Here is a 12,210-nt window from a genome sequence, read left to right as displayed (position 1 = left end):
ACTACTCGGGGTCCGGGTGAGCCGTCCTGAGGTCCGGGGACAGCCGGGCCGGATCCACTGCGGTCGCGGCGGTCTTCGCGTCCAGTTCCCAACCCTTCCCGTACGCCGCGGCGAAGGCTTCCTCGCCCAGTGCGGTCCGACCTCGACGGGTGAGGTCGCGTACCTGGCGATCGGTGCGGTCGTGGGCGCCGCGCAGCCGGGAGGCGGCGCCGAGCAGGACGGCGGCCTCGTGATGCCGCCCGTACGCCTCGGCGAGTGCGGCCGTGTTCACCGCCACCAGTGACAGGATCGGCAGGTCCCGGGTTTCCAGCGCCGCCGCGTACGCCTTCGCCAGCGCCTTTGCCGCGCCGGTCAGGTCGCCCGTCTCCAGGCAGAGCGAGGCGCGTGCGCCGCCGACCAGCGTCCGCCCGTGGTCACCGGGGAACGGGGTGTCGCCGTCCAGGCCCCGTTCGGCCTTGTCGAGCAGTTCCCGTGCCCGGTCCAGGTCGCCGAGCCGCACCCACAGGACGGCCTCCCACGCGTCGACCAGGAGCAGCATCTCCGGCGAGGTCGCGCGCAGCGCCCGCTCCCGGGCCGAGTCGATCATCGCGATCACCCGGTCCGTGTCGTCGCGCCGCAGGTGCAGGTCGATCCAGCGCAGGTCGCTGAACACCTCGTCGGCGAGGCTGAGCGAGCCGAACTCGCCTGCCAGCGAACGGGCTTCGCGCAGGTCGGCCAGCGCGCCGTCGAGGTCGCCGTCGTACTGCCGCAGCTGGGCACGCAACGGCAGCACGTTGGCCTGGCCCCACCGGTCGCCGACCTCCCGGAAACAGGCCAGGGCCGCTTCGACGTCGGTACGCATCCCGTCGAGCTCGCCCGCGTTCTCGGCTACCTGAGCCCGGAACATGCGCGCCAGCCCCGACAGCCACACGTCATCGCCGTCGGCCAGGCGCTCGACAAGCGCGGGCGTGGTCCTCTCCCCCTGCAGGAACGCCAGCGGGAGCGCGGTGAGCGCGCCGTACGGTCCGGGCAGCTCCGGGTACGCCAGCAGCCGCTCGGCCAGTTCACGCAGTTCGGCCTGGTCGCCCGCGACCTCCTCGGCGGTCGTCCCGGTCGTCCCCGGCCGGGCGTCGACCCGGTTGAGCAGATGGATCGCGCGGGCGCAGTCACGCTCGGGCGTCGGCTCGCCGCCGGGCACCGACAGAGCCTCGCCCAGCCAGTAGACCGCGTCGGACTGCCGGCCGAACATCTGCCAGTACCAGGTCAGGTCGAGGGCGAGGGCGACCGCGCCGGGAGCGTCGCCGGTCTCGCATCGTCGGCGCAGCGCGGCGAGCGTGTTGCCGTAGTCGGCGCCGATGACTCCTATGGCCGCCAGCTGGCCGGGCCCCCGCAACTGCGGGTCGTACCGGGCCATCAGCTCGGCGAAGTGCCCGGCGGCCAGGTCGCGGACGGTGCCGAGGTGCCCCGTCTCGCCAAGGCGGTCGGTGCCGTACTCGCGCACGGTCTCCAGCATCCGGTAGCGGCCCGGGGCGGGCGCGAGCTGGAGCAGCGAGCGGTCGACCAGGGCGGCGAGCAGGTCAGGGACAGCAGCGGCCCGTACCGGGGTGTCGGCGCAGAGCGCGGTGGCCGAGGCCGGTGTGGCTCCGCCGGGCAGGATCGACACGCGTTCGGCGACCGTACGCTCGTCCTCGCTCAGCAGGTCCCAGCTCCAGGCGATGACGGCGCGCAGCGTGCGGTGCCGGGGCTGCGCGGTGCGGCTGCCGGTGGTGAGCAGCCGGAACCGGTCGGAGAGCCCGTCGGCCAGCTCGGGCAGCGACAGCGTCCGCAGTCGGGCCGCGGCCAGTTCGAGGGCCAGCGGCATCCCGTCCAGGCCGCGGACCACCCGCCTGACGTCGTGCAGCGTCGTCTCATCGACGTCGAAGCCGGGTCGTACGGCCGCGGCCCGCTCGGTGAACAGGCGTACTGATGCCGCCCGTTGGGCCTGTTCGACACCGTCGTCCGGGCGTGGAAGTGCGAGCGGGCCGAGCGGCACGAGCGCCTCGCCGTCGACCGCGAGGGGTTCGCGGCTGGTGGCGAGTACGCGCAGCCCGGCGCAGCGACACAGCAGTGCCGCGACCAGGTGGGCCACGGCATCGATCAGGTGCTCGCAGTTGTCGACCAGCAACAGGCTTTCCCGGCCGCCGAGTTGGTCGACGAGTACGTCCAATTCGTCGCCCTCCACGCGCGTCCGGCCCTCGAACATCGCGCCGCCGCGCAGCCCGGTCCCGGCGAGCAGGGCCGCGCCAACCTTGGCCGACTCCGTCACCGAGGCGAGGTCGATCATCCAGGCGCCGTCGCGGTACGCGTGGCGGTGACGGCGGGCTGCCTCGACGGCGAGCCGGGTCTTGCCGGCGCCGCCGGGACCGAGCACGGTGACCAGTCGCCCGGCGGCGAGCAGCGTGTCGATCCGGATGAGGTCGTCGTCACGTCCGATGAAGCTGGTCAGCGACGCGGGCAGGTTGCTCGGCCTGGTCCCCGCGGTGTCGGCGGCCGGGGCGGGCCGCTCGGCGCGCAGCAGACTCAGGTGGCGCTCGCGCAGGGCGGCGCCCGGGTCGGTGCCGAGGTCCTCGGCCAGGGTTTCGCGGACCCGCTCGTACAGGGCCAGGGCCTCGGCCTGGCGACCTTGGGCGGCGAGCGCGTCCATGAGCAGCCCGGCGGCCCGCTCGTGGACGGGGTGCTCGGCGAGCAGTGCGGTCAGACGGGCGGCGGCCTCGTCGGCCTGGCCCAGGGACAGCTCGGCGTCGGCCAGGTCGGCGACGGCCTCGACCGAGGTGTGGGCCAGCCGGGTCGCGACGGCGGGCGCCACCGCGGCGACGGCCATCGGCTCGGCACCGGGACGGGTACCGGGATGGTCGCCCCACAGCGCCACGGCCTCGCCGAGCACGGCCGCCGCGGCATGCGGGTCGCCGGCGCGCAGGCGGTCACGGCCGGTGGCTGCGAGTTGCTCGAACTGCAGCGCGTCCACGTCGGCCGCGTCCACGTTCAGCCGGTAGCCACCCGCGACCTGCGCGACAGCGTCGGCCGAGCCGAGGGTCCTGCGCAGCCGCGAGGCGAGTGCCTGCAGGGCGTGGGCGGGGCCGGCCGGCAGTTCCTCGGCCCAGATCGCGTCCACCAGGACGCCCTGTGCGACCGTACGACCGCCGGCGAGCGCCAGCCGTACGGCCAGACCCTGCAACCGCGCGCCGACAACGGGCAGGACGGTGTCACCGCAAGACGCCTGAAAGGCGCCGAGCAGCGTGATGCGAAGCCTGGCATCCCCGTCCATCCCCCGATCTTCGCGTGCGCACGCCCCATCCCCAAATCAGGGCAGCGGTGCCTGACTTCCCTGTCCACGCCGATACCGGAGGGCGCCGGACCGGAGTGTCAGCGCCATGTGCCCCCGTGTCAGCGCCGTGTGTGCCCCGTGTGAGCGCCCCGCGTCAGTCTCTGCGTGCCTCGGAAGAGGTTACGGAAGAGGCTTCGGAAGGGGAGTTCTCGTGCATGACGTAGTGATTGTGGGCGCCGGCCCTGTTGGTCTTTTCCTTGCCTGCGAGCTTGGCCTCGCGGGCTGCTCCGTCCTGGTGCTGGAGCGGGAGCCGGAGGGCCGCTCCCCCTGGAAGGCGGACCCGCTCGGGATGCGAGGCCTGTCCGCCGCGTCGGTCGAGGCGTTCTACCGCCGCGGCATGCTTCACCCGCTGCTGACGGCGTCGGGTGTCCACGACGAGCCCGGCGCGAGCCTCGACTCGGACGAGCCGTCACCCCCGCGTGGCGTGAGCCACTTCGCGGGCATGATGCTCGATCCGGCCCAGGTCGACGTCACCGCCCTGCCGTTCCGGCTTCCCAGCCCGGCACTGGAGGGAGTGATGACGAACCTCGAAGCGGTCGAGACGGTGCTGGCCGAGCGGGCGTCCAAGCTGGGCGTGGAGGTCAGGCGTGGCGTCAAGGTGTCAGCTGTCGTGCAGGGCGATGAGAGCGTGGTCGTGCAGGCCGGGGAGCACGCGTACGTGGCACGCTGGGTCGTCGGCTGCGACGGTGGGCGCAGCACGGTGCGTGGGCTCGCGGGCTTCGAATTCGTCGGCACCGAGCCGCAGTTCACCGGTTACGTCGTGCTCGCCGCCATCGCCGATCCCGAGAAGCTGCGCCCCGGGTTCAACCTGACGCCGACAGGCATGTACCTCCGGACGCCCGCGGAGGAGTACATCGGCATGCTGGAGTTCGACGGCGGCTCGTTCGATCGCTCACAACAACCAACTCGCGAACATCTCCAGGCGGTTCTGCGGCGTGTGTCCGGCACCGACGTGACGCTGACCGACGTCCATCTCGCTTCGAGCTTCACCGACCGGGCGATGCAGACGACGACCTACCGGCAGGGGCGCGTCCTGCTCGCGGGCGACTCCGCGCACATCCACTCGCCCCTGGGAGCGCAGGGACTCAACCTCGGCCTCGGCGACGCCATGAACCTGGGCTGGAAGCTCGCGGCGACCGTGCACGGGCACGCGCCGGACGGGCTTCTCGACACCTACACCCGCGAACGCCGTCCGATCGGCGCGGGGGTGCTCGACTGGACGCGCGCCCAGGCCGCGGCCATGAAGCCGGATCCGCATGCCCAGGCGGTCCAAGGACTGCTGCGTGACCTGCTCGGGACCCGGGACGGAACGACGTACGTGTTCAAGAGGACATCGGGATCCTCGAACCGCTATGACCTCGGCAGCGAGCACCCGCTGGTCGGCCGCAACGCCCCGGACCTCCGTCTTGAGGACGGCACCCGCCTCGGCGACCTGATGCAGGACGGGCGAGGCGTCGCGCTCGATTTCAGCCTTGACCGATGCCTGCACGGTTCGGCGATGGGCTGGGAGAGCCGGATGCGGTACGCAGCCGGTTCGGCTCGGACCGACCTGGGACTGGGTGCCGTACTGGTCCGCCCCGACGGCACGGTCGCCTGGGCAGGTGATCGCGACCCCGACCGCGAAGCGTTCGAACAGGCCGCCGGCCGTTGGTTCGGCACTCCGCACATCTGAATCAGCCACCCCCACAACCGAGTTCAAGGAGCACACATGACAATCACCATCCGCCCGGGAAGCACCGTGATGTTCGCCGGCGATTCGATCACCGACTGCCAACGGCTGGAGAGCGAGGAGGGTCTCGGGTTCGGCTACCCGCTGCGCGTCGCGGGCGAGTGGGGACTCCGCCACCCGGACCGGGCCGTGACCTGGCTGAACTCCGGCATCGCGGGCGACAAGGTGATGGACCTCGAAGCCCGATGGCAGACGGACGTTCTCGACACGCGCCCGGACGTGGTGTCGATCCTCGTCGGCGGAAACGACGTCGGCTGGCACTCGTACGACCCTGACGGCTACGTGATCCCCGCGGAGGACTTCGCGGCAGGGTACGACCGCCTTCTCGCGCCCCTCGCCGAGGCCGGCACCGGCCTGATCCTCATCGAGCCGTTCCTGCTGCCGATTCGCGGCCTTGTCGAGGTCGGCGACGTGCACCTCGACGAGGAGGTCCGAAAGGAGTGGCGGGCCGACCTGGACCCGAAGATCCAGGTCGTGCGCGAGCTCGCCCGCAAGTACGACGCGCATCTGCTCGCAGCCGACGGCATGTTCGCCGGGCTCTCCGCGACGACCGGCCCGGAGTACTGGGCCGCGGACGGCGTGCACCCGACACCGGCCGCTCACGCCGCACTCGCGGCGGCCTGGTTGCGCCTGGTCGCGTAACGGGGGTAGCGATAGCCCGCGGTCACCGGCGCCACCGGCGACCGCGGGGAGCTTCACCGACCGGGACGTCGACGATGCGCGGACGGAAGCAGTCAGCTCTCGCCGAAGTCCTTGGTCTTGACGAAGCGGTAACCGGCGTCCTTGCGGGGCTTGTTGAAGCCGAGCCGTTGACGACCGCGTCGGCGCGGCACCGGTGTCAGGGGGCGGTGAACGCGTCAGCGGTCACGTCGCGTTCGAGGCTTGCGCCCTGGAAGCCGTACGTACCGATGTCCGAGACCTTGATGAGGAGGCAGTAGCGGTCGACCGCGTCGAGGGTGTCGGCCACTTGGTGGTAGTTCCTTCTGAGGAAGTGGATCGCGGCTTGGTTGGCCAGGGAGCTCTGGCCGCAGACCAGCATGACGGGACGAGTTGCCTGCGGTGGCCTGAACTTGGCCACCAGGGCGTACTCCACCTCGTTCTTCCGGTAGGGGTAGCGCCGGCCGCCGACGTCGAATGCCATCGACTCCGGACCCTGACCGTACGGCAGGATGCTGACACCGGGCAGGTGGGCCGCGAGGTGGCCGCCCGTGCGGAGGTTGGCCTCACCGAGCGGACCGCCGATACAGAACTCCGTACGGTCGTCGTTGATGCCGCGGAAGTCGTCGCTGGACTCGGTCGCGACATCACAGCCGAGTTGGCCGGCCAGGGTCGCAACCTCGATCATGGCGCGGATTTCCTTGTGTGTGGTGAGGCCCCGCGTGTTGTGTTTGTTGCCGATGACGATGAAGCAGGTCTCCCCCGGCACAAGGCCGAAGAAGTCCGCCTTGCGCCGCAGTCGGCCGGTGCGCTTGCCACGCTCCCAGAGCCAGACCAACCCACCACCGATGAGGCTGGTCACCAGACCGACCAGCACATTGACGACTACGGAAAAGATCGCCGCCCCCTCGCGCCCCCACCACGCACAGCGGTTCCGTGCGCCTCGAACGCTTGATCCTCCACGACGGGCCCTGCCTGTGACAACCGGAGCCTGCCTGGAGGACGGACGGATGGATGGTGGAGACCAGCCCGGCCGGAGCGTCAGCACACTGGGGCCCGCACGGCACGGCAACCGGTGCACTGCCTCAGGACGCAGCGCGGGTGGGTCAGTCGGTGTCCGTGGGCTCCGCGGAGAAGATGTCGATGAATTGGTCGATCGGGTTGTCGCTGAAGCAGAGCTCAAGCCCGTCGGCGGATTCCTGGGCCTTCTCCTCGCTGCGACGGAAGAGGGCTTCCTCATAGATGGCAAGGGCCTTCTCGGGGTCGCCTTCGTGCTCGGCGAGGGCCTTGCCGAGTTCGGCGCCGTCCAGCATGGCCAGGTTGGCGCCCTCGCCGGCGAACGGCGACATGACGTGTGCGGCATCGCCGAGCAGGGTGACGCCGGGGACGCGGGCCCAACTGTGGCCGATCGGCAGGGCGTTGATCTTACGGGGAACTAGGGCGGTGTCCGATGTGGCGAGCAGCGCCGTGAGGCTGTCGTCCCAGCCGTCGAACCGGGCGAGCACGGCCGCCTTGGCGGCTTCGGTGTTGGTGAAGTCGATGGTGTCGAGCCAGTCCTCGGCGGCCCGCAGCGCGGTGTAGATGTGCAGGCTGCCGTCGGTTTGGTGGTGGGCGAAAAAGCCCTTGTTCTCCTGGAGCGCGAAGAGCGCGCCGGATCCGACGACGGCCAGGCTGTCGGGGTGACGGGTGGCGGCGTCGAGGAGGTTGGTCTCGATGAACGAGATACCGGTGTACGCGGGCCGGGCACCCGAGACCAGGCGCCGGATGCGGGACCAGGCGCCGTCGGCGCCGATGAGCAGGTCGGTGGTGTGGGTGGTTCCGTCGGCGAAGGTGATCTCGTGCCTGCCGTCGGCCAGGGGGCGTGCGGCCGTGACCTTGCGACCCCACCGGACGGTGCCTTCGGGCAGCGAGTCGAGCAGCAGGTCGCGCAGCTGGCCGCGGTCGACCTCGGGGCGGTCACCGGTGCCGTCGTCGGTCTCCTCCCAGTGGACGGCGGCGTGCTTGTCGAGCACGCGGGTGGCTTCGCCGCCGGAGTGGACCAGCGAGCGGAACCCGTCGTAGAGGCCTGCCGCGCGCAGGGCGAGCTGGCCGTTGTAGGTGTGGATGTCGAGCATGCCGCCCTGTGTGCGGGCGTGCCGGTCGGCCTCCAGGTCGAAGACGGTCGCTTCGACGCCGTGGACGTGCAGGACGCGGGCCAGGGTCAGTCCGCCGAGTCCGGCACCGACGATGGCGATGGGGTGGTGGGTGTTCATGGTGACTCCTTTCCCGCCGGTGTGACCGGCGGCGGTCCCGGCGGTGTTCGTGCCGGGGATGATGCGGGGGCGGGCGGCGGGGCCGTCGCCCGGTGGGTGATCAGGTGGGTTGTCAGATGGGTGGTCAGGCGGGTGGTCAGGCGGTCTTGGCCGGTTCGGCCTTGGGCTGCGGCGCGCTGCCGGGACTGCCACGCAGAGAGGTTTCCTTGATGAATATCGCAGCGACGAAGGCGGCCGCGGCGCAGAGCGCGCCGACGAGGAAGATCTGCTGGGTGCCATCGGCCACCGCGTGCAGGTAGGCGTCCTTGGCCGCCCCGGACAGACCCTCGACAGCCGAGGTGTCTGTGTGACCGCCGTCGGCCGGAGCGTCGGCGCGGCCCTGGATGGCGCGGGTGAACAGTGATCCGAAGACCGCGACGCCGAGCGAACCGCCCAGGGTGCGGAAGAGACTGGTGGCCGCGGAGGCCGCGCCCATGTCCCGCAGCTCGACGGCGTTCTGGGCGATCGTGTTGGCCATCTGGATGGTGAAGCCGGTACCGATGCCGACCAGGACCATATAGGCGCTGGTGGTGAAGCGGGACGTGCCGGTGTCCATGGTGGACAGCAGCCCCATGCCGATGGCGAGCGAGGCGGCACCCACGACAGGGAAGATCTTGTACTTGCCGGTCCTCGTCATCACCTTGCCCGCGACCAAGGACGCGGCGACGGTGCCGGCCATCATCGGCAACAGCAGCAGCCCGGAGTTGGAGGCGGAGACGCCCTGCACGCTCTGCTGGAACAGCGGCAGGTACAGCGTGCCGCCGAACATGGCCACACCGGCGACGATCAGCAGCACGGCGGAGATCGGGAAGTTGCGGTCGCCGGTGAAGATCCGCGGCGGCAGCAGCGGTTCCGAGGCCCGCTGCTGGGAGGCGATGAAGGCCACCAGGAGCAGCACGGCGGCCGCGCCCAGCGACAGGATCTGCCAGGAGGTCCAGGCGTAGGTGCTTCCCGCCCAGGTCGCGGCCATGACCACGGCACTGATCATCGCGGTCATCAGGGTGATGCCTAGCCAGTCGATGACGACCTTGCCACGGCGGGCAGTCGGCACGTGCAGCATGATCCCGCACCACACCAGGCAGATCAGACCGATGGGGATGTTGACGTAGAACGCCCAGCGCCAGCCGAGGTGACCGGTGATGAAGCCGCCGACCAGCGGGCCGCCGATACTGCCGACGGCCTGGATGATCGCCACCATGCCCTGGTACCTGCCGCGCTCGCGGGGCGGCAGCAGCACACCGATCAGGGCGAAGGCCCCGGCCATCAGGCCGCCGGCTCCGATGCCCTGCAGCGCGCGGAAGCCGATCAGTTCGCCCATCAAGGACGCCTGACCGGAGAGCACCGAGCCGATCATGAACACCACGATCGAGCCCAGGAACATGTGCTTGCGGTTGAACAGGTCGCCCATCTTCCCCCACACCGGAGTGGAGCAGGCGGCGGTCAGGGTGTAGGCGGTGACCACCCAGGAGATCTGGTCGATGCCGCCGATGTCCGCGACGACCGTGGGCATCGCCGTGCCGACGATGAGGCCGTCCAGCATCGACAGCAACATCGCCATCAGGACGCCGAGCAGAACCCAGCGGATGTTCTTCGGCACGACGGGCGCGTCGTCGGCCGCGGGTGTGGTGGTTGCAGACATGGCAGCTCACCCCTTTCGAGAACACGGGGGGAAGGTTGACTCCGTCCATCGTAACGAACATGTTCGGTACGAACAAGTTCGGGCAGTCATGGTCAGGTCTCGCGCCCGGCGATCGGCCCCGCGGGCGACTACTCGTGCTCTCAGGCCTGCGCCGCCTTGGGCAGCAGCCACTCCGGTGCGACGCGGCCGGCGGTTACGGCGAGGACGACACCGAGGATCGCCCACATGGTCTTCCGCGTCAGGTCGGAGGGCGCGGACCAGGCTGCGGCGGGAACGGCGGCCATGTCCGCCGGCTGTGCGGACTCACTGGACATGACGGATTCCGTCGTCTGCGTCGCGCTCGGGCGCTGCCGCCTGAGGTGGCAGCGGGGTGTGGGTGATGCCGTTGATCAGGCTGTGCAGGGCCCAGTCGAAACGGCGGGGTCCGGGCCCGGCGAAGAGCAGCTGATGCAGCTGGGCCAGGCGCGGGAAGGTCTGCTCGTCGGCACGTTCGTACGCGGCTTCGGTCTCACCGACGACATCACCCTGACCGCGCCACGCGGTCAGCTCGGCGGCCTTCGCGGTCACATGCAGCGTGAGCAGATCCACGCCCCAGGCCGCGCGCTCGGGCCGCACGCCGGCGTCGAGCAGCCCGTCCAGGAGCAGTTCGTTCAGCCGCATGCTGCCCGTACCCCGGGGCATGGTGACGGCCGCGATGCCCGCCAGGCCGCGACGGTCGAGCAGCACCGTGAGGTAGGAGCGCAGAATCGCCTTGACCCGTTCGACCGCGGGCAGGTCAGGACTGTCCTCGACCCCTTCGAGTGCCGTGTCGAGCATCAGGGCGTGAAGGTGGTTGAGGTCTTTGACGTAGACGTACAAGGACGCCGAGCCGGTGTCCAGCACCGTGGCGATCTTGCGCATGCTCACGTAACGAACGGTGCTCGTTACGAGCGCTGCTCGCGTGTCGCATGCGGTTGCCGACCTGTCGCCCGCGCCTGTGACCCTGGCGCAGAACGGGGCCCGATCGTGGCCGCGATTCCTGCCTGAGGCCCCCGCGGGTCAGGACGTGACGCGCGGCGTGTGCAGGATGCCGTTGAGGAGCATGCGGATCCCCCACGCCTGACGCATCTGCGGCGTCCCCGACAGCAGCTCGGAACCCAGTGCGGCTACGTGGGGCACCTCGGTTGCGGAGGCGTTCTCCACGGCGGCAGCGACCGCGTTCCACTCCTCCTCGGAGTCGGGCGAGCCGTCCTGCCCGGCGTGCTCGGCCGCGCTGGCAGTGGCCACCTGAAGCAGCACGTCCACGCCCCAGGCCGCCTGGCCGTCCGGCACACCACCCAGGCTGAGAAGCGCCAGCAGTGTCTCCAGCAGGTTCAGGTAGTTGGGGCCCGAAGGCCGGGCCACGAGTGCCGCCTGGGCGAGGCTCGGGTGCTGGTAAAGGAGACGGCCGTAGGAGGCGAGAACGGCCTCGATCCGCTCACGCCAGTCCCCGCCGGCAGCGTCCGACTGCAGGTCGACCTCGCCCAGCAGTTCGTCGAGGATCGCCGCGTGCAGCTCGGCGGTGTTGGCCACGTAGACGTACAGCGACGCCGGGCCCGTATCGAGTTCCTTGGCCAGTCGGCGCATCGTGACCCGCTGCAACCCCTCGGCACGCATCACTCGTACCGCACTCGAGATGATTCCGGCACGGGTCAAGGCCGGCTTGGCCGGGCGCTCACGGCGGCTGACGGGCTGAGGTCGGGCAGTCATGGCACGAGCCTACCGAACATGTTCGTACCAACGGGCACTCGCGACTTCACCACGGCCCGCAAAGAGAGCCTCGGTGAAGCCATGCGAGGTGAGCGAGGGCACTGGCGAGATCAGACAGCCGCGCAATGCGCGGGTGGACAGCCGGGTGCAGGAGCGGTCCTGCGGCGGTGCATCGCTGAACATCGTCCAGGGCTGCATCAACAGCCAGCGGCGCCCAGCCTGACCATCACCCCTGAAGGCTGCGAGGATCAGCGGATGGAGTTCTTCTGCTACCACCGCGATCGGCCCGGCTCTGTGGCGCTGCGTCACGAGTTGCTGGAAGAGCACTGGTCCTACATGGACCGGTTCGGGAAGGAGATGATCGCCCGCGGCCCGACCCTCGTCGGGGACGACGTGCCCACCGGCAGCGTGCACATCGTGGACCTGCCGGATCCGGCCGCCGCCCGCGCGTTCGCCTTCGACGAGCCCGGCTACCAGGCCGGGGTGTACCGGGACGTACTGCTGCGCCGGTGGCGCAATCTGCTGGGGCGCACCATGTGGGACTTCCCCGGTGGCAGGACCGACGGCAGCCGGTACTTGGTGCTCGGCCTCGGCTCGGGGCAGGGCGCCGACCTCTCCGTGCCGCCCGACCGGGACGAACTGATCGCGTACGGGCCGCTGTTGTCCGACGACGGCACCACATGGCTGGGTACGGCGGCGCTGGTCCGGGCGCCGGACCCGGACACGGCACGCGCCGTCCTGACTCCTGGCCCGTATGCCGACATCGAGGTCCACAACTGGCAGTTCGGCGGGCGGTCGTAGTGAACTGAGGACGCGACGCAGG

At 70.6% G+C, this 12,210-nt stretch carries 10 protein-coding genes; 3 read left to right on the top strand and 7 right to left on the bottom strand.

The window, feature by feature from the left end; all coding sequences use genetic code 11:
* Position 1 precedes the first annotated feature (1 nt).
* Entirely contained in the window at positions 2-3,283 is a 3,282-nt protein-coding gene (locus ACFWXQ_RS19895) for an ATP-binding protein (protein ID WP_383954759.1), read from the bottom strand.
* Between the two features lie 211 nt (positions 3,284-3,494).
* On the opposite strand from ACFWXQ_RS19895, the gene ACFWXQ_RS19890 reads away from it, so the two are divergent.
* A complete protein-coding gene (locus ACFWXQ_RS19890; RefSeq protein ID WP_383954760.1) occupies positions 3,495-5,015 on the top strand; it encodes an FAD-dependent monooxygenase in 1,521 nt (506 codons plus the stop codon).
* Between the two features lie 36 nt (positions 5,016-5,051).
* Positions 5,052-5,714 carry a GDSL-type esterase/lipase family protein gene (locus tag ACFWXQ_RS19885; protein ID WP_386268716.1) on the top strand — a complete coding sequence of 221 codons (663 nt, stop codon included), beginning with the start codon at positions 5,052-5,054 and terminating at the stop codon, positions 5,712-5,714.
* Positions 5,715-5,910: 196 nt separating this feature from the next.
* Here the strand turns inward: ACFWXQ_RS19885 and ACFWXQ_RS19880 are convergent, their stop codons facing one another.
* The 6 genes from ACFWXQ_RS19880 to ACFWXQ_RS19855 all read right to left on the bottom strand — a co-directional run bounded on the left by ACFWXQ_RS19880 (position 5,911) and on the right by ACFWXQ_RS19855 (position 11,387).
* Positions 5,911-6,591, bottom strand: a complete 681-nt coding sequence (locus ACFWXQ_RS19880; RefSeq protein ID WP_384089040.1) for a hypothetical protein — start codon at positions 6,589-6,591, stop codon at positions 5,911-5,913.
* A gap of 244 nt (positions 6,592-6,835) precedes the next feature.
* The gene (locus ACFWXQ_RS19875; RefSeq protein ID WP_386268714.1) at positions 6,836-7,981 is read right to left on the bottom strand and encodes an FAD-dependent oxidoreductase; all 1,146 of its coding nucleotides are present in this window, start codon (positions 7,979-7,981) and stop codon (positions 6,836-6,838) included.
* Positions 7,982-8,117: 136 nt separating this feature from the next.
* On the bottom strand, positions 8,118-9,659 hold the full coding sequence (locus tag ACFWXQ_RS19870) for an MDR family MFS transporter (RefSeq protein WP_383955409.1): 1,542 nt from the start codon (positions 9,657-9,659) through the stop codon (positions 8,118-8,120).
* A 140-nt stretch (positions 9,660-9,799) separates the two neighbouring features.
* On the bottom strand, positions 9,800-9,973 hold the full coding sequence (locus ACFWXQ_RS19865) for a hypothetical protein (protein ID WP_383955412.1): 174 nt from the start codon (positions 9,971-9,973) through the stop codon (positions 9,800-9,802).
* The gene (locus tag ACFWXQ_RS19860; protein ID WP_383955427.1) at positions 9,963-10,559 is read right to left on the bottom strand and encodes a TetR/AcrR family transcriptional regulator C-terminal domain-containing protein; all 597 of its coding nucleotides are present in this window, start codon (positions 10,557-10,559) and stop codon (positions 9,963-9,965) included. Before ACFWXQ_RS19860 ends, ACFWXQ_RS19865 begins: the two co-directional genes overlap by 11 nt.
* Positions 10,560-10,697: 138 nt before the next feature.
* On the bottom strand, positions 10,698-11,387 hold the full coding sequence (locus tag ACFWXQ_RS19855) for a TetR/AcrR family transcriptional regulator (protein ID WP_383955416.1): 690 nt from the start codon (positions 11,385-11,387) through the stop codon (positions 10,698-10,700).
* 255 nt (positions 11,388-11,642) lie between these two features.
* Between ACFWXQ_RS19855 and ACFWXQ_RS19850 the strand changes: the two genes are divergently transcribed.
* The gene (locus ACFWXQ_RS19850) at positions 11,643-12,188 is read left to right on the top strand and encodes a YciI family protein (protein WP_383955419.1); all 546 of its coding nucleotides are present in this window, start codon (positions 11,643-11,645) and stop codon (positions 12,186-12,188) included.
* The last annotated feature ends 22 nt before the right edge of the window (positions 12,189-12,210 follow it).

Source organism: Streptomyces sp. NPDC058697 (assembly GCF_042715345.1).
Classification (GTDB): Bacteria; Actinomycetota; Actinomycetes; order Streptomycetales; family Streptomycetaceae; genus Streptomyces; species Streptomyces liliifuscus.
The sequence above is the reverse complement of the archived record's forward strand: the minus strand, read 5'-3'. Positions and strand labels throughout refer to the sequence as shown.